Annotated in this window: 13 protein-coding genes and 2 rRNA genes; 3 read left to right on the top strand and 12 right to left on the bottom strand. The window is 58.9% G+C overall.

Annotation, left to right across the window (positions count from 1 at the left end; all coding sequences use genetic code 11):
* Nucleotides 1-102 precede the first annotated feature (102 nt).
* The 4 genes from peaD to peaA form a co-directional block, all read right to left on the bottom strand.
* Entirely contained in the window at nucleotides 103-1,221 is a 1,119-nt protein-coding gene (gene peaD, locus AO353_RS19535; RefSeq protein WP_054596429.1) for a quinohemoprotein amine dehydrogenase subunit beta, read from the bottom strand.
* Nucleotides 1,222-1,244: 23 nt separating this feature from the next.
* Nucleotides 1,245-1,568, bottom strand: coding sequence for a quinohemoprotein amine dehydrogenase subunit gamma (gene qhpC, locus AO353_RS19530; RefSeq protein WP_054596428.1), 324 nt, complete (start codon nucleotides 1,566-1,568; stop codon nucleotides 1,245-1,247).
* A 1-nt stretch (nucleotide 1,569) separates the two neighbouring features.
* Nucleotides 1,570-3,000, bottom strand: coding sequence for a quinohemoprotein amine dehydrogenase maturation protein (gene peaB, locus AO353_RS19525; RefSeq protein ID WP_054596427.1), 1,431 nt, complete (start codon nucleotides 2,998-3,000; stop codon nucleotides 1,570-1,572).
* Between the two features lie 93 nt (nucleotides 3,001-3,093).
* Nucleotides 3,094-4,674, bottom strand: coding sequence for a quinohemoprotein amine dehydrogenase subunit alpha (gene peaA / locus AO353_RS19520; RefSeq protein ID WP_054596426.1), 1,581 nt, complete (start codon nucleotides 4,672-4,674; stop codon nucleotides 3,094-3,096).
* Nucleotides 4,675-4,987: 313 nt separating this feature from the next.
* On the opposite strand from peaA, the gene AO353_RS19515 reads away from it, so the two are divergent.
* Both AO353_RS19515 and AO353_RS19510 read left to right on the top strand, forming a co-directional pair.
* Nucleotides 4,988-5,659, top strand: a complete 672-nt coding sequence (locus AO353_RS19515) for an HAD family hydrolase (protein WP_054598275.1) — start codon at nucleotides 4,988-4,990, stop codon at nucleotides 5,657-5,659.
* Nucleotides 5,660-5,805: 146 nt separating this feature from the next.
* A complete protein-coding gene (locus AO353_RS19510; RefSeq protein ID WP_054596425.1) occupies nucleotides 5,806-7,296 on the top strand; it encodes an aldehyde dehydrogenase family protein in 1,491 nt (496 codons plus the stop codon).
* A gap of 93 nt (nucleotides 7,297-7,389) precedes the next feature.
* Here AO353_RS19510 and AO353_RS19505 read toward each other — a convergent pair whose 3' ends face one another.
* The 5 genes from AO353_RS19505 to AO353_RS19485 form a co-directional block, all read right to left on the bottom strand.
* Nucleotides 7,390-8,685: an NAD(P)/FAD-dependent oxidoreductase gene (locus AO353_RS19505; RefSeq protein ID WP_054596424.1), complete on the bottom strand. Its 1,296-nt coding sequence runs from the start codon at nucleotides 8,683-8,685 to the stop codon at nucleotides 7,390-7,392.
* Entirely contained in the window at nucleotides 8,682-9,359 is a 678-nt protein-coding gene (locus AO353_RS19500) for a S8 family serine peptidase (RefSeq protein WP_054596423.1), read from the bottom strand. Before AO353_RS19500 ends, AO353_RS19505 begins: the two co-directional genes overlap by 4 nt.
* Nucleotides 9,349-11,067 carry an ABC transporter ATP-binding protein gene (locus AO353_RS19495; RefSeq protein WP_054596422.1) on the bottom strand — a complete coding sequence of 573 codons (1,719 nt, stop codon included), beginning with the start codon at nucleotides 11,065-11,067 and terminating at the stop codon, nucleotides 9,349-9,351. The genes AO353_RS19500 and AO353_RS19495 overlap by 11 nt, the downstream gene beginning before the upstream one ends.
* Nucleotides 11,067-12,971: a sigma-54-dependent Fis family transcriptional regulator gene (locus AO353_RS19490; protein WP_054596421.1), complete on the bottom strand. Its 1,905-nt coding sequence runs from the start codon at nucleotides 12,969-12,971 to the stop codon at nucleotides 11,067-11,069. Before AO353_RS19490 ends, AO353_RS19495 begins: the two co-directional genes overlap by 1 nt.
* A gap of 239 nt (nucleotides 12,972-13,210) precedes the next feature.
* Nucleotides 13,211-13,966 carry a class II aldolase/adducin family protein gene (locus AO353_RS19485; RefSeq protein ID WP_054596420.1) on the bottom strand — a complete coding sequence of 252 codons (756 nt, stop codon included), beginning with the start codon at nucleotides 13,964-13,966 and terminating at the stop codon, nucleotides 13,211-13,213.
* A 174-nt stretch (nucleotides 13,967-14,140) separates the two neighbouring features.
* Here AO353_RS19485 and AO353_RS19480 point away from each other — a divergent pair, with 174 nt between their 5' ends.
* Nucleotides 14,141-15,097 carry a LysR family transcriptional regulator gene (locus tag AO353_RS19480; RefSeq protein ID WP_054596419.1) on the top strand — a complete coding sequence of 319 codons (957 nt, stop codon included), beginning with the start codon at nucleotides 14,141-14,143 and terminating at the stop codon, nucleotides 15,095-15,097.
* Nucleotides 15,098-15,108: 11 nt separating this feature from the next.
* On the opposite strand, the gene mrdA is transcribed toward AO353_RS19480, so the two are convergent.
* The 3 genes from mrdA to AO353_RS19465 all read right to left on the bottom strand — a co-directional run bounded on the left by mrdA (nucleotide 15,109) and on the right by AO353_RS19465 (nucleotide 20,401).
* Nucleotides 15,109-17,001, bottom strand: a complete 1,893-nt coding sequence (gene mrdA, locus AO353_RS19475; protein WP_054596418.1) for a penicillin-binding protein 2 — start codon at nucleotides 16,999-17,001, stop codon at nucleotides 15,109-15,111.
* Between the two features lie 232 nt (nucleotides 17,002-17,233).
* Nucleotides 17,234-17,349, bottom strand: a 5S ribosomal RNA gene (gene rrf, locus AO353_RS19470).
* A gap of 160 nt (nucleotides 17,350-17,509) precedes the next feature.
* A 23S ribosomal RNA gene (locus AO353_RS19465) occupies nucleotides 17,510-20,401 on the bottom strand.
* Nucleotides 20,402-20,507 lie beyond the last annotated feature (106 nt).

Here is a 20,507-nt window from a genome sequence, read left to right as displayed (position 1 = left end):
CCCCCGTAGGAGCTGGCGAAGCCTGCGATCTTTTGGCGTTGTTGCGTCATACCCAACTGCAATATCAAAAGATCGCAGGCGCCTACGGGGATCGCATGAGCTTTAGCGGATAAACACCTGCGCCGTGGTGATCGCCATGTCACCGCCCGGCATTTTGATGCTGCCGATCTGTTTCAGGCTGTCGGCATCAAAGATCGCCACGTCGTTGAAAGTCCCGGCCAGGTAGATCTTGCTGCCGTCCTTGTTGAAGGAAATGCAGTAGTAGGAGTGATCCAGGTTTGCCGACTGCAGCAGCTTCTTCTGTTTGATGTCGTACTTGGCCAGACGATTGAGCACGCCGTACATCAGGTTCGGGTCTTTCGGCGAGCGCATGCCGCTGAAGTAGATCTCGGTCAGCGGGCCGAAATCGGTGGTTTCGGTCTTGCCGGTTTTCAGGTCGATGCTGAACAGGCCATAGAGGTTTTCGGCAGTGGCCGGGTCCTGTTTCTTGTCCTTGAATTTCGCCGTGGTGTAGAGCAGCGAGAAGTCGTGCCGGTACGTCTGCTGGTTCCACACGTAGAGCACGTCCGGCGCGCTGTAGTTCGGACGTTTCCAGTGGCGACTGGGGATCAGCACGTCGAACTTGCCGGTTTTCACGTTGACTTTGTAGATGTCCGCACCCGCCACATACAGCGTGCCGTCATCACCGCTTTGCATGATGGTCAGCTGGCGCGGTGCCGGGAAGCTGCGAACCGGTTTGGCGCTCATGCCGGCATCGGTGGTGTAGACATCCAGCCGTGGTGGCTGCACTTCGTAGTGATCGTTGAGCATCAAGGTCGGGTTGGCGACGGTGTACAGCTCCTTGGCGTCGTGACTGAGGGTGAACGCGAACATCGACCGCGCCTTCTCCCCCGGTTGCTGGGTGATACTGGCATGGAACACCTGCTTGCAGCTGTCGAGTTCGACGCCGTAAATGTCCGCGTAGTGGTTGTTCAGCACGTAGGCGGTCTTGCGGTCCGGCGACAACTGAATGGTGCCGGGGCCAAAGGCGTCCGGCAGTTTGCAGGTCTTGTACAAGCTATCGGTTTTAAGGTCGATGACGTTCAGGTTGTTCGGGTAATTGGTGGTCAGCATGTACTCGTGACCATTTTGAAGCACAGTGTTTTCATCGGCCAGAACACTGAGTGAGCAGACACTCAGGAGGGCAGAAGCGGCCAGGCCGCAGGCATTGATGCGAAGCATGCTGGAATCCTTCTTCGGTCCGATTACTTGTCTTTAGGGAACACGGTGCCCAGGTTGCGCCAGCTCTCGTTGGAAGCTTGGGCGTCCTTGTTCCAGTCCGGGTAGGTGCTCATCATGTCCGGCACCTGGGCCGGCCACCAGCAAGGGTCGGAACAGCCATAAAGGTCAGCTTCCATCGGCTGGCACAGCGACGACACACCGCCAAAGGCGTCGATTTCCCAACCCGGATCGGTGGTCGAGGCGCAGCCGGCGACGGAACTCATGGCCACCACTTCTTCGATACGGTTTTCGGCCGCGGCCTGATCGAGCTTCTGCGCTTTGTTATTGATTGCCTTGAGATGTTTCATATCAGTGAGCCTTGCGCGGAGTGATGTAACTGCTGATAAACGCAGGGTTGTGAGCCATGATCCGGGTGTAGACCTCGATGCCGAAGTCGACCCAGTCACGCATCAGTTCGCAGTAGTGATAGGTCGGATGAGTCGGGTCGCCATAACGGGCGTAGCTCTCGTGGTAGCAGCCACCGGAACACAGGTTGCGGATCTGGCAGTCTTCGCAGCCGGTGTTGGTCCGGTCCAGACGCTGGGACAGGAAATCGTTCAACTCAACCTGTTTCACGCCGCTGTGGACGTTGCCGAAGGTCGGCAATGACGAACCGGTGAAACGGTGGCAGAGGTTGAGTTCGCCCTTGTGATCCACCGCCAGCATCTTCAGCCCGGCGCCACACGGCAGGGCTTTCTTGTGGCCCTCGTGGATGTCGGTGATCAACTGGTGCAGGTTGGAAAAACCGATGTTGCGATGCTCCAGCGCCGCTTCCAGATAACGTCGGCCGAGTTTCTTCATGTTGGCGAAAACTTCGATCAGTTCGTCGCTGGACAGGTTGAAGCTGCTGATATCACCCGAGGTCACCGGGGCAAAACCGACTTCGGCAAAACCCAGCTCGTTGAACAGGTGGTCCCAGATGGTTTCGACGTCAGTGACGCCAGTGGTCAGGGTCACACGCGCGCCGACCGGGCGGCTGTTATAGCGCGACAGCAGCATCTCGGCCTTGCGCCGGACCACGTCATAGGTGCCCTGCCCGCCCACGGTGATACGGTTGCGGTCGTGCACGGTTTTCGGTCCGTCGATGCTCACCGACAAACCAAAGCGATGGGCATTCAGGTAATCGACCGTTTCCTCGGTGAGCAGCGTGGCGTTGGTGGTCATGACGAACTCGACAAACTTGCCGGCCTCGCGAAAACGCTTCTCGCAATAGTCGACCATGTACTCGATCAGCTTGCGATTGCTCAACGGCTCGCCACCGAAGAACACCACGGTGAAACGCTCTTCGTCAGGGGATTCGCGCAGCAGCATTTCCACTGACGCGACGGCGGTGTCGACGTCCATCTTCTTGCCGGCGGACGGCTTGTCGAGGTCTTCCTTGTAGCAATAGGTGCAGCTCAGGTTGCAGCCGGTATTGACGTTGAGCACCACGGTGTTGATCGCCGTGCGTTCGACCCGTTTGGTGCCGATGTCCGGGGTCAGCGGCGAGCCGTCGCTGACCAGTTCCAGGGAGATCAACTCACGCAGGGTTTCGCTGATTTCTTCACCGTTGAAGCGTGCCGCCAAACGCTGGATCAAGTCCTCCGAGGAACAGCCGGGACCACGCAAGGTATCGATGATGGTGCCAGTCAGTTCATCACTGGCGAACAGCGAACTGCTGGGGATATGGAACAGCATGCGGTCGGCATCGACATGCACTTCGTGCAGATTGCGCTCGACCAGATTCAAAATGGCGCCCATTACAACCTCCTGTGTAAACCCCGTTTGGCGAGGCCTGCGGTCATTCCTGAAAAGTGTCTGAAACCGTTACGTCAGCCAGTTCACGTTTTCAAATCAGGGAATGGGTGGATTGTTCCAGCGTTGCACGGTGACGATCATGTGGCCCTCGCCGGTCAGGGATTTCCCTGCATCGTCGACGGCGGCGATCACCTTGAGGTTGCCGGCGTTGTTGGTGGACATCTTGCGCGCCGGGTTCGGCCCCGCATCACCCGGGGTGAACACGCCGCTGTCGGCCTGCATGGTCCCGGCGAACTTGACGTCCTGATCTTCCTTGGCGCGGTCATCAAAGGCTTCGACCTTCCATTGCGCCGGAAACACACCAATGCGGTACGGCTTGCCATCGACGCCTTTGCCCCAGGCTTCGGCGTCAAAACGGCCCTGGACTTTCGGCGTCGAGCCGCCGCCCTCACCGATCCGCGCTACCGAAAACTCCGGCACCACCTTGACCTCGGCAATCTGGCTGTAAACCGCCAGCGTCGCGCCTTTCAAGTTGCCGATCGTGACCTCGCGCGCGCCCGGCTTGGCATCGGCGGCGGCTTTGAGCCTGACCTTGATGCGCTCTGGACTTTGCTCCAGCACTTGCGCCACTTGCACACCGCTGCCGAAGTTCGGCGTGCCTTGCAGGCCGCTGCCGATCAGGGTGACTTCAGTTTCGCTGCCGGCCTTGAGGTAACCCGGCTGCACCGCCAGCAAACGGTTGGAACCTTGCTTGGCGGCGATAAAGTCGAGACCGCGTTCATCGTGCTCGGCTTCAAACATCCGGCCTTGCAGCTCAGTGCCCTTGGCGGCAAACACCTGGCGCATGACCACGCCGTCGATGGTCACGTTGCCGCGCCATTCATACCCGCTGTAGAGGATTGCGCTGCCGTCACCATTGAACGGGCTGCCATCGGCGTATTGGCCTTTGACCGTGACCTTGAACTGGTCGGCGCCCGAGGCGCTGACGCTCATCACGCCGGCCAGTTCACCCTTGCCCGGCAAGTGACCGCTGAAGCTCCAGTCGCCCACCAGCGCGTCGGCTTTCGGCGCGGTTTTCTGCCAGCTTTTCCAGGCCGGGTTGTCCAGCGGATAGCGCTTGGCCAACAGCGGCACCATGTCTTTACGGGCAATGTCGAACCAGTCACGGTCGCGGGCCAGCGCCTGGTATTCCAGGGACGGCCATTGGCCGAGGTGGAAGTTCACCAGACGTTCCCACTCCTGGGCCGGTCGTCGTTGCAGGGCGATTCGCGCGCCGGAGTGGCAGCGACCGCACATCTGACTGGTCTGGTCATCGAAATGCTCGACGGTGTTGAGCCGACGCTCCAGCGCATAACGCACGCCATCGGTTTCGCTCGGCGCCAGGCCCTGGGTATCGGCGAGGTATTTGACCAGCGTGCGACGGTCCTCATCACTGATCTGCAAACCGTGCATGGTCTGCATCCGCGCAATGCTCATCAGCCAGCCTTCGGGGGGTTTGCGCTGGTGGCTGATACGGCTCAAGGCATTGCCGGCTTCAGGGGTATGACAGCCCTGACAGGTTTCCTTGAGAATGCTTTGGGCGTCACGCGCCGCCATGCTTTGCGGAGCATGCAGGGCGGCACACGCGGCAAGCGCCAGCAGACTGGCGCTCATGCCTGATCGGAGTTTTCTCTTCATCAACGTCGAACCTCGCACGGTGCTTTCTTATTTTTTGAATGATCGTTTTCAGGGTCTCTGCCGTCGGCGAGCCGGTCGCTGACGGAGGCAGGAGAAACGTCTGCGAAGGAGCAATACACGGAGCGTGCCAGCTTATTAATAGTCTTTAAAATCAAATAATTGGCGAGAAATAATGGATTTTTATCAGCGCTGAGAAAGGTCAGCGGCGTCTAATATCGCGACAACTGTTGCACTCTGAGACGAGCATAGATGACGCCCTGCGTATACGATGGGCAGCTATCCGCTTAACCGCTTCAGCTACGGGAACTGCGCCATGCTCAATGCTTTGCTCTTCGACCTCGACGGCACCCTGACCGACACCGATGCGCTCCATCTGCTGGCGCTGCAACAGTTGTTGCTGGAGGAGGATGGCCGGGTCTTCAGCAAAGCCGAGTTCGAAGCCCACGTCAGCGGTCAAGCCAACGCCAACATGTGCCGCTACCTTTTTCCGGACCGCTCGGTGGCCGAGCGCGAAGCGTTTGCCGAACGCAAGGAAGTGCGTTTCCGTGAGCTGTCGCCGCAACTGACGCCGATGGCCGGGCTGGTGCGGTTACTGGATTTCGCCAAGGCTCAAGACATCGGGATCGCCGTGGTGACCAACGCGCCACGGGCCAACGCCGATCACATGCTGCGAGCGCTGGGCCTGCGTGAGCGTTTCGAACATATCGTGGTCGCCGAGGAACTGCCCCGCGCCAAACCCGATCCCCTGCCCTACCTCACCGGCCTCGAACGTTTGCAGGCCAGCGCCAAGGTGACCCTGGCGTTCGAAGACTCGATCCCCGGCCTGACGGCGGCAGTGAACGCCGGGATTTTCACCGTCGGCCTGGTGACCAGCCAACGCCGCGAGACGCTGCTGGCGGCGGGCGCGCATCTGGTGATCGAGGACTTTGACGATCCGCAGCTGTGGGCGGTGATTGATCGCATGTTGAGCCGTCAAGGGTTATAGCTGTCTCACCCGTGTCTCAGTTTGCAACAACGCCGTGCGCTCCTCTCTGCTGCTTTTGGCCCTGGACCCCGCCAAATACAGCCCTTCGGTAAACTGGCACAACCGTTGCGAAAGACCTCGTCACACGAACAAGACGAGGTCTTACCATGCCACTCCCTTATCTGCTTCCTGCCGTTTCGGCGTTCATCCAGCGCGCCCCGCGCATGCTGATCGGCGCCGAGTGGGTCGAGGCCGCCGACGGCCAGACCATGCCCTTGCACAACCCGGCAACCGGCGAAGTGCTGTGCGTTGTCCCGAAGGCTACGCCAGACGACGTTGATCGCGCCGTGCTCGCCGCGCGTAATGCGTTCGATGATTCGGCCTGGACCCGCACCCGACCTCGGGAGCGGCAAAACCTGTTGTGGAAACTCGCTGACCTGATGGAACGCGACGCTGAACTACTCGCGCAGCTGGAATGCCTGAACAACGGTAAAAGCGCGGCCGTGGCACAAGTCATGGATGTGCAGCTGTCCATCGACTTCCTGCGCTACATGGCCGGTTGGGCGACCAAGATCGAAGGCTCCAGCGTTGAAGTCTCGCTGCCATTGATGCCCGATGATCAGTTCCACAGTTTTATCCGCCGTGAAGCAGTGGGAGTGGTCGGCGCCATCGTTGCCTGGAACTTCCCGCTGCTGCTGGCCTGCTGGAAACTCGGCCCGGCCCTGGCAACCGGTTGCACCGTGGTCCTGAAACCGGCGGATGAAACGCCGCTGACCGCATTGAAACTCGCCGAGCTGGTGCTGGAAGCCGGCTACCCGAGCGGAGTATTCAACGTGGTCACCGGCACCGGGATCAGCGCAGGCTCTGCGCTGACCCACAATCCGCTGGTGGACAAACTGACCTTCACCGGCTCCACCGCCGTCGGCAAGCAGATCGGCAAGATCGCCATGGACTCCATGACCCGGGTTACCCTGGAACTGGGCGGAAAGTCGCCGACCATCGTCATGGCCGACGCCGACCTCGGCAGTGCCGCTGCCGGGGCGGCCAGCGCGATCTTCTTCAACCAGGGCCAGGTCTGCTGCGCAGGTTCGCGGCTCTATGTGCAGCGCAAGCATTTCGACAATGTGGTGGCCGACATTGCCGGCATCGCCAACGCGATGAAGCTCGGCAATGGCCTGGACCCGAGCGTTGACATGGGCCCGCTGATCTCGGCGCGCCAGCAAGAGCGGGTGTACAACTACATTGAAATGGGCCGTGAAAGCGGCGCGACCATTGTCTGCGGCGGTGAGCAATTCGGCCCGGGGTTCTTCGTCAAACCGACGGTGATTGTCGACGTCGATCAAAAGCACTCGCTGGTTCAGGAAGAGATCTTCGGCCCGGTGCTGGTAGCGATTCCGTTCGATGACGAGGCCGATGCATTGCGTATGGCCAATGACAGTCCGTATGGCTTGGGCGCGAGTATCTGGTCCAACGACCTGGCGGCCGTGCACCGGATGATTCCACGGATCAAGTCCGGCTCGGTCTGGGTCAATTGTCACAGCGCCCTCGACCCGGCGTTGCCGTTTGGCGGCTACAAGATGTCCGGCGTGGGTCGGGAGATGGGGTATGCGGCGATTGAGCATTACACCGAGTTGAAGTCGGTGTTGATCAAACTCTAAATCCCCCGTAGGAGCTGCCGCAGGCTGCGATCTTTTAGCGCTGTTGTGCAATGCCGAAGATCGAGATCAAAAGATCGCAGCCTGCGGCAGCTCCTACGGTTTGAAGCCTTGGGACAATAGCCACCCGCGCACAACCCGCCCCTGCTCCATCGTCAAACCTTCCAGCGCCCGGTCAGCCGGCTCGGTTCGCAATCGACGCAGCAAAGGCGCCAACTCAACCCCTTGCACATGCCAGATCCCCAACGGCTGATCCGCCGTGATCACCACCTCGGCCTCATCGACAAACCCATCGCGCAGCACCGGAGCACGCTCAATGCTCAGGGACGCAAAATCTGCTGGTGCATGAGCCAGCTCCATGTCTGGCCACTGTCGACGTGCACGCCAGAACGGTTGCTCCGACCAACGCAGTTCGTCGGCATAAAAGTCCCGACCAATGCGCGCAAAGCGCAAGAACAGTTGCTCGACCCGTTGTTGATGGAAGCGCTGGGCCAAGGCCGCCCGCTCAGGTTTAGCCAGCAAGGTGTTGATCACCACCGGCGCCTGCAAGGCTGAGGACAGGGATTGAAAGATGCCGTTGCCTGACAGCGGATCGACCGCCATGGCCGCATCGCCAACCCGAATCCAGTTATCGCCGCACACCTGTGGATTGAGAATCGCCGTGCTGCTGCGGGCGTGCAGTTGCAGGTCGATTTCAGGCTGCGATCCGAAGAAATCGATGGCCAACGACGAGTCCTGGCGGCGCTGGCGACAGTAGTCGAGCAACTGCGCTTTGTCCGGCAATTCGGCGCTGGCCACATCCACGGTCAACTGCCAATAACATTGACCGTCGGCCCGCCGTGCCATCCAGGCCCAACCGTCCGGCAAACTTTCCACCGCGCTGGCGGTGCTGCCCGACGCGCCCTGCCAACGATTGAGCAGGCTGACTGTCTCCGGTCCACGTTGCCCTTTGCCAAGCGCTGGCGCCTGACGACCGCGAGCCTCCACCAGAAACTCGCTGTTCAGCTCAGCATGACCTTCGACCTCAACCCGATGGCCCGACGCCTGGGAGTGAACCGCCAACACCCGGCCTTCGATCAACTCGACGCCGGCCAGGCGCAAATCCTCACGCAGGCCGCGATCAAAGCTCGGCCGATCCAGCAGAAACTCGATGTTTTGCGCATGCTGCTGGCCGTTCCACGACACCTGTCGCTGCGACGGCAACGCGGCCTCCGCCAACGCCTGATTCAATCCTGCACCGCGCAGGGCTTCGAGCACCCGTTGCGAAACACCTTCAAGCGCCGCAAAACGACGCCAGTCACTGACCAGCGTCACCGCATAACCCAGCCGGCGCAGCCCCAACGCCACCGCTGCACCGGCAGGCCCGGCGCCGAGAATCAGGATGGCGCTCATTCCCAGACTCGCCGCTCAGGTCCGCGATAACGGGCGTTGTCTCGTAGCCATTCAAGGACCTGCGCATTGCTCGCGTCGAGGTGCCCGGCAAGGAAATTGGCGATATGCCCGGTCAACGCCGCGCAACCGAGACTGGCACCGGATTGCCCTGGGTACATGCCCTGAACACAGGCAGCAAAGTCGGCCTGCTGACTGTTGAGCCACGACCATTCATGTTCGCCGCAACGGGCATCGCCAGTTACCCGCAACACCTGCGGGTAACTGGCCGGGTACACGCCTTCGCCTTGCGCCGGGCTCGAGGCGCACAGCAAAACACCACGGGCCAATGCCGCCGAACAGGCTTCACGCAGCAGATTGCGGTCCTGACGCAAGCCCAGGCTGAGGTTGATCACTCGCACGTCCTGCGTCACCAGCCAATCGATCGCCGTGGCAATCTGCAAGGCGCTGGTGACCCCACGCTGGTCGAACACTTGCGCTACGCAAAACCGTGCAGAGGCTGCACGCCGGCTGATCGCCTCGACGACTGCGCTGCCGTGGCCGAGCGGATCGTCACGCAGTTCGTCTTCGGCGAGTCCGTCCTCGACCAGGTAAAACCGTCGCCCGGAGCTCACCTGTCCGCGTTGTGCCACGGAATGTCCGCTGTCGACCACGCCAATCCTTAGCTCAAGCTTCATGCAGCACCTTAACTTGCGTCAGCACGCCGTCAAACAACTCAAAGCGCAGATCCGCATCGGCCAGGGTCGAGGGGCGATGGCTGATCAGGATTCGTGTACGTCCGGCAAACAGTCGATCGATGGCCTCGATGACTTCCCGTTCAGTGGCCTCATCGACCGCCGAGGTGGCTTCATCGAGCACCAGAATCAGCGGATCCTGCAACAGCGCACGGGCGATGGCAATCCGCTGTTTCTGTCCGCCGGACAACTGCTGACCGCGCTCGCCCAACGGACTGTCGAGGCCTTCGGGCAGGGACGCGATCAGGCTGTCGAGCTGCGCCAGCCGCGCCACTTCGGCCACTGCCTCACGACTGGCGTCCGGCACCGCATAGGCGAGGTTATCCGCCAGGCTGCCGCGAAACAGCACGATGTCCTGGCTGACCACAGCGATCCGCCGACGCAACTCGAACAATGCAAGCTCGCGCAGGTCGATCCCGTCCAGCAGCACCCGACCAGACTGCGGGTCGTGATGCCGCTGCAGCAGGTCGATCAGCGTCGACTTGCCAACCCCGGAGCCGCCGCTCAGGGCAACTTTCAAACCGTAGGGAATACGCGCTTCGATTCCGCGTAAGGTCGTCGGCCGCCCGGGATGGCTGAAGTGCACCGCCTCAAAACACAGTTCGCCAGAGCTCGGCATTGGCTGCGGTGCGACCGGTGTGACGACGCTCGGCTGTTCACCCCGCAGCTCCATCACCCGACCGAGGCTGACGGTCATCCGTTGAATCGCCACGTACAACCCGAGCAAGCTCTGCACCGGCCCGACCGCCATCCCCAGATACGTCGAAAACGCGATCAACGCGCCGAGCTGCCATGTGCCCTGCACCACCCAATAACCGCCAATCAAAAACGCACAGGCCCGCGACAACGAAGTCAGTGTGCCGGGCACCGCCTGGGTGAAAAACTCGGTGACTTGCAGGCGCAGTAACTGGCTCATGTAGCCCTGCCCCAATGTTTCGAGGCGCCGTGCTTCGCGCTGTTGCTGGCCAGCCGACTGGATGAATTTCATCACTGGCAAGGTTTCGACCATGAACGAGGACATGTCCGCCGAACGCTCACGCAACTGCCGCACATCACGCTCGACCTTGCGCCGCATCCAGCGCAGCCAGAGCACATCCAGCGGGATCAACACCAGCGCCAGCAACGAGAGTTTCCACGACAGGGTCAGCAACATCGCCACCGCGCAGACCAGACCGATGACGCTGGAAACCGCCGAGAACAGCGAGTCGACGGCAAAGCGCTGGATCTCTGCGACATCACCGTCGAGGCGCGACATCAGGTCGCCGATCCGCCGTTGCCCGTAGAAGCTTGGCGACAAGGTCTGCAAATGCCGATAGAGGTCGTCGCGCAGGGCAAACAGAATGCGCCCTGACAATCGTGTGTGTAGGTAGCGATTGATCCCCGACAACGCGGTGCCAAGCAATCCGGCGACGATCATCAAACCGGCGATCAGCACCAGCATGGAAAAGTTATGCGCCAATAGCCCATCGTCAATCAGCAATTTGGTCAGCCAGGGCTGCACCAGCACCAACAACGAGGCGCACACCGACAACCCGAGCAGCCCGGCAATCGCCAGCCGATGCGGGCGCACGAAGCCGTACAGCCACTGTAAGGCGGCGTCCAGTGCCTGCGGGTTGTGACTGTCGACCAGCCTGACGATCAAGCGCCGCATCAGTTGCGCAACTGTTTAAGCTTGCGATACAGCGTCGCTCGACTGATGCCCAGCGCATCGGCCGTTGCCGAAACGTTGCCGTGATGATTGTCGAGGGACTGGCGGATCAGCTCCAGTTCGTTCTCGCGGATACTGCCGCAGGTCGAACGCTCGCAGGCATTCAACTCGTCGAGCATGCTGTCGGGCAAATGCTCCAGGCTCAACACGGTTTCACCGGGTTCGCGCATCGCCAGCGCGGTACGCAGCACCATCTCCAGCTGACGGATGTTGCCCGGCCAGTGGTATCCGGCAAGCAAGTTGCTCAGCTCGCCCTTGAGCTTGACCGTCGGGGCGTCCAGTTTGTCGAGCAGACGGGTCACCAACTCACTGAAATCATCGCGCTCACGCAGCGCCGGCAGCATCACGCTGATGCCATTGACCCGGTAGAACAGGTCTTCGCGAAAGTGTTTTTCCTCGACCAGACGCTTGAGGTCGCGGTGAGTCGCGCAGATCAGCGCGACGTCGATGTCTTGCTCTTCACCGGCGCCCAGCGGCGCGACCTTGCGGTCCTGCAACACCCGCAACAGGCGTGCCTGCAGTGCCAGCGGCATGTCGCCGATTTCATCAAGGAACAACGTGCCGCCATGGGCCTGTTGCAAACGGCCGATCATCCCGCCGCGCCGTGAGCCGGTGAACGCGCCTTCGCGGTAGCCGAACAATTCCGACTCGATCAGGCCTTCGGGAATCGCTGCACAATTGACCGCGACGAAGGGTTTGTCGCAACGGCTGCCGGCCATGTGCAGCGCCCGGGCGATGACTTCCTTGCCGGTGCCGGTTTCCCCCAGCAGCAACACCGGCAACTCGTTGGCCAGGCCTTGCCGGGCCATCCGTAACGCACGCGCATACCGCGCATTGCTGCCGGCCAGGGATTCGAGATCGAGTTGTGGCTTTGGATTTTTGGCGACACTGCGCGGTGTGCTGGTGACATTGATCGAGCGTTGCGGCGCACGCAGGGTTTTGTAGAAAAACTCGCCTTTGGCGGTTTGCAGGCTGCCGATCCCGCCTTGTTGCAGACGCGCCAGCAGTTGCAGGCCATCGACCCCGAGAAACTCTTCGCAGCGGTGACCAACCAAGGCTGAACGCTCGGCATTGAGCAACTGGCAGGCCTGGGTGCTGACCGCCAGAATTTGCCCGCCGAGGCTCACCGCCAACAGCCCTTGCCAGGGCGATTCGAGGTACTGTCGACGGCTATGAAAGGCCAGCACGATCTGCTCGGGAAAGCTTGCGTTGAACACCCGGCTTTCAATCTGACTGACCGCCATTGCCAACAACGCGGTGCTGTCATGCGCCCGGCCCAACGGGCCTTCGCGGGTCAGATCGAGTACGCCCAGGATGTCGCCTTGAGGGCAGTGAATCGGCACCGAACTGCAGGAGAAATCGCTGAGACGATCGAGGTAATGTTCGCCGCAGTCGATCAGCGTCGGCCGGGCTTCCACCAGCGCAGTGCCGAGGGCGTTGGTGCCACGAGCAGCTTCGCTCCAGCAGGCGCCCAGGGTGATGTCTTGCAGGCCGCTGCCCTTGAGGCGGTCGGCGCGGCCTTCGACCGCGAGAATGGTCGCCTCGGAATTGGCGAGGATGATCAACCCTTCCTTGCCCTGACGCTCAGCCAGGTAATCGATGGCCGGCATCGCGGCGTCGATCAGCAAGCGATTGCTCGCCAGCAACACCTCAAGGCTCGCACTCGATTCCAGTGCCAGCTCATGCTTGCCATTGAAGTGCACGCCATGGCTTAAGCTGCGCCGCCATGAGGCATCGATTTCAGCGCGCAACACCCCGTTCGGGACTTCACCTTCAAGGTGAAGTTTCTCCCGGGCCAGCCGGGCTTCATGTTGCGGTTGTGGCGTTATTGTTTTTATAAGAGTCATCAAGCGCTCCGGATTGGTCCGCCCAGTCTCTGGCCGGTTCACTTCCCGACATGCGACGAAGCACGCACGTCATGGGGAAATATCTACCCGGTTCAGATGGCAGTAAAGGGAAGTTTGCCCGAGACCCCGGACAGCCCTTCCCTCACGCAAAACCTGCGCCATGGGAATTCGGCGCCAGCGCTTATCTTTACGTTAACGTCAAGAGACTGGCAAGTGCCGTAGAGCGCCTGACTCGGTGTTCATGAGCAATATGACTCGCGTTGCGATTCGATCAGGGTCAATGCCGCCGACCAGGCCAGCTCGATAATGTTTTCGGCATCGTCCTGTTCGAACTGTTCAGCCGTGTGGACACAGACCTCCGGCGACGGAAAATTCAGTTCACACCCGCCCGCCAACGCCTGTACCTGCGCCTGGCAGGCACGCTCCAGAAAGTAAATTTCCTGGAACGCGTGAGCCACACTGGCGCCACCCACCAACAGTCCGTGATTGCGCAGGATCATCGCCTTGTGCGGTCCCAGGTCGACAATCAACCGCTCGCGCTCGTCCAGCGACAAAGCGATACCTTCATAGGTGTGATAAGCCAGCTTGCCGTAGAACTTCAGTGCGTGTTGAGTGATCGGTAGCAGGCCCCGCTTCTGCGCAGCCACCGCCATGCCCGCCGCCGTGTGGGTGTGGATCACGCAGTTCAGATCGGAACGCGCCATGTGGATCGCCGAATGGATCACGAAGCCCGCCGTGTTGACCCGATGATCCGCATACGCCGGATCGACAATTCGACCCTGCTGATCGATGCGCACCAGATCCGAGGCGCGCATGCGATCAAAGATCACCCCGTAGCGATTGATCAGGAAGTGATGTTCGGGTCCTGGAATCCGTAATGTGATGTGGGTGTCGATCAGGTCGGTCATGCGAAAGTGCGCGACCAACCGATACAGGGCCGCCAACTCGCAGCGGGCCTGCCATTCAATGGTGTTCATGTGCTCGGGCTTATTCACCAAATCACCTCTTTTTGTGTGTGATGGCGAGCGGGTTGCCCTTGGACGGGCAAAGCGCAGACGCCGGGTATCAACAGCACGGTGTGCTTGTGAGCTTTATCGCGGCCGGGCTAGGATTAGTCAATTTTCAAATTCTTAACCTAACTATTAGCCTGGCTAATAGCAGGATTCCTTATGCCCTCACCCCTCCCCCAATCCAGCCGACGCTTTCTCAATGACCGGCTCGACTGGAACCTGTTGCGCACCTATCTGGTGATCGCCCAGGAAGGCAGCATGAGCCGCGCTGCTGCACGCCTGCACATCACACAATCGGCGGTGAGCCAGGCGCTCAAGCGTCTTGAAGAGCAACTCGACTGCGTGCTGATTGTCCGTAGCGGCCGGCGTTTCGACCTCACCGAAACCGGTGAAGAAGTGCTGCGTATCGCGGCCGATGTCTATGGTGATATTTCGCGCCTGGGGCCGGTGATCGAGAGTCCTCACGATGACGTGGTGGGCAAGGTGCGGATCCTGACCATCAGCGGTATCCAGTCCCCGCACTACGATGAGTTCCTCGCGGACTTCCATGAGAGCCATCCGAATGTCGAACTGGAAGTCGAGGTGATGGGCAGTTCGAACATCATCAGTGCCCTGCTGCAAAAGACTGCGACGGTCGGCATCGGTTTATCCCGACTGCCGCAACCGCGGCTGGAGCAACGGGTGCTGTTTCGCGAGCGATATGGGTACTTCTGCGGCCAACGCCACCGTTTGTTCGGGCAGACGAATCTGAGACTGGAACAACTTGCCACCGAGCACTTCGTCAGCTTCACCAGCGACCAGTTGGGCGGCAATCTTTCGCCGCTGACGCTGTTTCGCGACCAGCAAGGCTTTACCGGCAAGATCGTCGCATCATCGACCAGCTTTGAAGAGATTCACCGGCTGATCTGCGCAGGGTTTGGGATCGGCTGTTTACCCGTTCACCTGGTGCAGCGAGATGTCGAGCAGGGGTTGCTATGGCGTTTGCCGCCTGAGGAGGGTGTGGTGGATCTGGATATTCGGCTGCTCTGGAATCGTGAGCAGAAAATGACTCAGGCCGAAACAGTGTTCCTGGAAAGCTCCCAGCACCTGCTCAACAGGCATGAGCAGGCGCTGTAGCTTTCAGCGCGTCAAACGTGAGGATCGCTGGGTGGTTTGCTCGGGCTCGCGTATTGCGGCTTCAGATGGCCGTCCTTGTCCAGCAGCCACGCATCCATGATCTGCCGCACCACAGGGCCGGCAACGCGGCCACCGGCCTCGCCGTTCTCGATCATCACCGAGATCACGATCTGCGGATGTTCGGCCGGGGCGAAACCGACGAACAAGGCGTTGTCGCGGTTACGCTCACGGGTCTTCAAACGGTCGTAACGCTCGCCCTGTTTGATTGCCACCACTTGTGCAGTGCCGCTCTTGCCTGCAATCCGGTATTGCGCCCCCACGGCCGCCGCACGGGCGATACCGCGCGGATCGTGCATAACCATCTGCATGCCGTGGTTGACCTGCTCCCAGTCGTGCGGATTCTTCAGCAGGATGTTCGGCATCGGATGCTCATCCACCGGTGCCACGCCATCGATCGTCTTGGCCAGATGCGGTCGGTTCCACACCCCTTTGTTGGCGATCAGCGCAGTCGCCTGAGCCAGTTGTAGCGGTGTCACCTGCATATAACCCTGGCCAATCCCGAGGATCACCGTTTCACCGGGGAACCACGGCTGACGGCGAGTAGCACGCTTCCATGCCTGGGACGGCATCAGCCCGGGGGACTCTTCGAACATGTCCAGCGAGACTTTTTCGCCAAGGCCGAACATCGCCATGTAATCGTGCAGGCGATCAATGCCGAGTTTGTGTGCCAGGTCGTAAAAATAGGTGTCGTTGGAACGCATGATCGCTGCGTCCATGTCGACCCAACCGTCGCCGCTGTGATTCCAGTTACGGTATTTATGGTCAAAGTCCGGCAGTTGGTAGTAACCCGGATCAAAGACCCTGGTGGACGCCGTGACCACGCCGGTGTCGAGCCCGGCAATCGCCACTTCCGGCTTGATCGTCGAGCCTGGCGCATACAACCCGCGCAAGACCCGGTTAAACAGTGGGCGGTCAATGGAGTCATGCAGCGCCGCGTATTCCTTGAAGCTGATGCCGGTGACGAACAGGTTCGGGTCAAAGCTCGGTTTGCTGACCATTGCCAGCACTTCACCGGTGGCCGGATCGAGAGCAACCACTGAACCACGGCGGTCGCCCAGCGCGTCTTCTGCCGCTTCCTGAAGCTTTACATCGAGGCTGAGCACGATGTTTTTTCCAGGGATCGGATCAGTGTGCTTGAGCACTCGCAGCACCCGGCCCTGGGCGTTGGTTTCGACCTCTTCATAGCCGACATGGCCATGCAGCTCGGACTCGTAGAATTTTTCGATGCCGGTCTTGCCGATCGACTGGGTACCGCGGTACTCGACGGTATCCAGTGCCTTGGATTCTTTTTCGTTGATACGCCCGACATAACCGATCGAGTGGGCGAAATGCGCACCCAGCGGGTAGTTGCGCACGAACTGCGGCTCAACATCGATTCCTGGCAGGCGGAACTCGTTCACCGCCAGTGTCGCAATCTGCTCTTCGGTCAGTTCGTAAAACAAGGTGACCGGAACAAAGGGATGGCGCGCCTGCTTCATTGCCTTATCAAACAGTGCGCGGTCTTCAGCAGGCAAGTGCAACAGATTGACTACCGAGTCCAGCTCGCCTTTCACATCGGTTGCGCGTTCGCGGGTGATGATCAAGTTGTAGCTTGGCCGATTATCGGCCAGCAGTACGCCGTTGCGGTCATAGATCAGGCCGCGAGTCGGGGTAATGGGCAGGACATGTACCCGGTTGTTTTCAGAGATCGTCGAGTGATAGTCAAACTCGACCACTTGCAGGACGTACATGCGCACAACCAGCGCGCAGGTAATTGCAACCACGAACAGCGCGCAGGCCAACAGCCGTTTGTTGACCAGGCGCGTTTCTTTTTCGTGGTCCTTGATCGGAATCGGTTCGGGCATTTCTACAGCAACTCTTTGACCGGGTTAAACGCCATTCCCTGCGCGTGACATCAGTCCATTAAAAAACGAGCTGCACCATACCAAAAACTGCGCGGCCACTTTAGGGGTAATTTCCCAAGTGGCTGTCCTTGACGGCCAAAACGACGATCGGACGTTGGTGCATCTGATGAGCACTTTCTCGCAGGCAAAACAAAACCCCAACTGCTTTCGCAATTGGGGTTTCGGAATTTAATCTTGACGATGACCTACTCTCACATGGGGAAACCCCACACTACCATCGGCGATGCATCGTTTCACTGCTGAGTTCGGGATGGGATCAGGTGGTTCCAATGCTCTATGGTCGTCAAGAAATTCGGGTACTGAGTCGTGACCTGCTGGTCTCGCTTCAGCAAATTGGGTATGTGATAGATCTCGGTGTTTGTGAGCAGCTCGAACTTTCGGTTCGTTTCGTCTTCACACACCGCAATCTGGCTCTTCTCTCGAAGCATGCAGATTGCTTGGGTGTTATATGGTCAAGCCTCACGGGCAATTAGTATTGGTTAGCTCAACGCCTCACAGCGCTTACACACCCAACCTATCAACGTCGTAGTCTTCGACGGCCCTTCAGGGGACTCAAGGTCCCAGTGAGATCTCATCTTGAGGCTAGTTTCCCGCTTAGATGCTTTCAGCGGTTATCTATTCCGAACATAGCTACCCGGCAATGCCACTGGCGTGACAACCGGAACACCAGAGGTTCGTCCACTCCGGTCCTCTCGTACTAGGAGCAGCCCCTCTCAAATCTCAAACGTCCACGGCAGATAGGGACCGAACTGTCTCACGACGTTCTAAACCCAGCTCGCGTACCACTTTAAATGGCGAACAGCCATACCCTTGGGACCGGCTTCAGCCCCAGGATGTGATGAGCCGACATCGAGGTGCCAAACACCGCCGTCGATATGAACTCTTGGGCGGTATCAGCCTGTTATCCCCGGAGTACCTTTTATCCGTTGAGCGATGGCCCTTCCATACAGAACCACCGGATCACTAAGACCTACTTTCGTACCTGCTCGACGTGTCTGTCTCGCAGTCAAGCGCGCTTTTGCCTTTATACTCTACGACCGATTTCCGACCGGTCTGAGCGCACCTTCGTACTCCTCCGTTACTCTTTAGGAGGAGACCGCCCCAGTCAAACTACCCACCATACACTGTCCTCGATCCGGATAACGGACCTGAGTTAGAACCTCAAAGTTGCCAGGGTGGTATTTCAAGGTTGGCTCCACGCGAACTGGCGTCCACGCTTCAAAGCCTCCCACCTATCCTACACAAGCAAATTCAAAGTCCAGTGCAAAGCTATAGTAAAGGTTCACGGGGTCTTTCCGTCTAGCCGCGGATACACTGCATCTTCACAGCGATTTCAATTTCACTGAGTCTCGGGTGGAGACAGCGCCGCCATCGTTACGCCATTCGTGCAGGTCGGAACTTACCCGACAAGGAATTTCGCTACCTTAGGACCGTTATAGTTACGGCCGCCGTTTACCGGGGCTTCGATCAAGAGCTTCGCGTTAGCTAACCCCATCAATTAACCTTCCGGCACCGGGCAGGCGTCACACCCTATACGTCCACTTTCGTGTTTGCAGAGTGCTGTGTTTTTAATAAACAGTCGCAGCGGCCTGGTATCTTCGACCGGCATGGGCTTACGGAGCAAGTCCTTCACCCTCACCGGCGCACCTTCTCCCGAAGTTACGGTGCCATTTTGCCTAGTTCCTTCACCCGAGTTCTCTCAAGCGCCTTGGTATTCTCTACCCAACCACCTGTGTCGGTTTGGGGTACGGTTCCTGGTTACCTGAAGCTTAGAAGCTTTTCTTGGAAGCATGGCATCAACCACTTCGTGTTCTAAAAGAACACTCGTCATCAGCTCTCGGCCTTAGAATCCCGGATTTACCTAAGATTCCAGCCTACCACCTTAAACTTGGACAACCAACGCCAAGCTGGCCTAGCCTTCTCCGTCCCTCCATCGCAATAACCAGAAGTACAGGAATATTAACCTGTTTTCCATCGACTACGCTTTTCAGCCTCGCCTTAGGGACCGACTAACCCTGCGTCGATTAACGTTGCGCAGGAAACCTTGGTCTTTCGGCGTGGGTGTTTTTCACACCCATTGTCGTTACTCATGTCAGCATTCGCACTTCTGATACCTCCAGCAAGCTTCTCAACTCACCTTCACAGGCTTACAGAACGCTCCTCTACCGCATCACCTAAGTGATACCCGTAGCTTCGGTGTATGGTTTGAGCCCCGTTACATCTTCCGCGCAGGCCGACTCGACTAGTGAGCTATTACGCTTTCTTTAAAGGGTGGCTGCTTCTAAGCCAACCTCCTAGCTGTCTAAGCCTTCCCACATCGTTTCCCACTTAACCATAACTTTGGGACCTTAGCTGACGGTCTGGGTTGTTTCCCTTTTCACGACGGACGTTAGCACCCGCCGTGTGTCTCCCATGCTCGGCACTTGTAGGTATTCGGAGTTTGCATCGGTTTGGTAAGTCGGGATGACCCCCTAGCCGAAACAGTGCTCTACCCCCTACAGTGATACATGAGGCGCTACCTAAATAGCTTTCGAGGAGAACCAGCTATCTCCGAGCTTGATTAGCCTTTCACTCCGATCCACAGGTCATCCGCTAACTTTTCAACGGTAGTCGGTTCGGTCCTCCAGTTAGTGTTACCCAACCTTCAACCTGCCCATGGATAGATCGCCCGGTTTCGGGTCTATTCCCAGCGACTAGACGCCCTATTAAGACTCGCTTTCGCTACGCCTCCCCTATTCGGTTAAGCTCGCCACTGAAAATAAGTCGCTGACCCATTATACAAAAGGTACGCAGTCACCCAACAAAGTGGGCTCCCACTGCTTGTACGCATACGGTTTCAGGATCTATTTCACTCCCCTCTCCGGGGTTCTTTTCGCCTTTCCCTCACGGTACTAGTTCACTATCGGTCAGTCAGTAGTATTTAGCCTTGGAGGATGGTCCCCCCATATTCAGACAAAGTTTCTCGTGCTCCGTCCTACTCGATTTCATGACTAAGAGATTTTCGCGTACAGGGCTATCACCCACTATGGCCGCACTTTCCAGAGCGTTCCGCTAATCTCAAAGCCACTTAAGGGCTAGTCCCCGTTCGCTCGCCACTACTAAGGGAATCTCGGTTGATTTCTTTTCCTCAGGGTACTTAGATGTTTCAGTTCCCCTGGTTCGCTTCTTAAGCCTATGTATTCAGCTTAAGATACCTAACTTATGTTAGGTGGGTTCCCCCATTCAGACATCTCCGGATCACAGTCTGTTTGCCGACTCCCCGAAGCTTTTCGCAGGCTACCACGTCTTTCATCGCCTCTGACTGCCAAGGCATCCACCGTATGCGCTTCTTCACTTGACCATATAACCCCAAGCAATCTGGTTATACTGTGAAGACGACATTCGCCGAAAATTCGCAATTACTCACAAATTTTACCTTAGCCTGATCCGTTACCAGTGAAAGTAAC

The organism is Pseudomonas fluorescens (genome assembly GCF_001307155.1).
Lineage (GTDB): Bacteria > Pseudomonadota > Gammaproteobacteria > Pseudomonadales > Pseudomonadaceae > Aquipseudomonas > Aquipseudomonas helvetica.
The sequence above is the reverse complement of the archived record's forward strand: the minus strand, read 5'-3'. Positions and strand labels throughout refer to the sequence as shown.

Excerpts from the sequence above, each read along its gene's own strand:
- peaD (WP_054596429.1), bottom strand. The coding sequence starts at position 1,221 with ATGCTTCGCATCAATGCCTGCGGCCTGGCCGCTTCTGCCCTCCTGAGT.
- qhpC (WP_054596428.1), bottom strand. The coding sequence starts at position 1,568 with ATGAAACATCTCAAGGCAATCAATAACAAAGCGCAGAAGCTCGATCAG.
- peaB (WP_054596427.1), bottom strand. The coding sequence starts at position 3,000 with ATGGGCGCCATTTTGAATCTGGTCGAGCGCAATCTGCACGAAGTGCAT.
- peaA (WP_054596426.1), bottom strand. The coding sequence starts at position 4,674 with ATGAAGAGAAAACTCCGATCAGGCATGAGCGCCAGTCTGCTGGCGCTT.
- AO353_RS19515 (WP_054598275.1), top strand. The coding sequence starts at position 4,988 with ATGCTCAATGCTTTGCTCTTCGACCTCGACGGCACCCTGACCGACACC.
- AO353_RS19510 (WP_054596425.1), top strand. The coding sequence starts at position 5,806 with ATGCCACTCCCTTATCTGCTTCCTGCCGTTTCGGCGTTCATCCAGCGC.
- AO353_RS19505 (WP_054596424.1), bottom strand. The coding sequence starts at position 8,685 with ATGAGCGCCATCCTGATTCTCGGCGCCGGGCCTGCCGGTGCAGCGGTG.
- AO353_RS19500 (WP_054596423.1), bottom strand. The coding sequence starts at position 9,359 with ATGAAGCTTGAGCTAAGGATTGGCGTGGTCGACAGCGGACATTCCGTG.
- AO353_RS19495 (WP_054596422.1), bottom strand. The coding sequence starts at position 11,067 with ATGCGGCGCTTGATCGTCAGGCTGGTCGACAGTCACAACCCGCAGGCA.
- AO353_RS19490 (WP_054596421.1), bottom strand. The coding sequence starts at position 12,971 with ATGACTCTTATAAAAACAATAACGCCACAACCGCAACATGAAGCCCGG.
- AO353_RS19480 (WP_054596419.1), top strand. The coding sequence starts at position 14,141 with ATGCCCTCACCCCTCCCCCAATCCAGCCGACGCTTTCTCAATGACCGG.
- mrdA (WP_054596418.1), bottom strand. The coding sequence starts at position 17,001 with ATGCCCGAACCGATTCCGATCAAGGACCACGAAAAAGAAACGCGCCTG.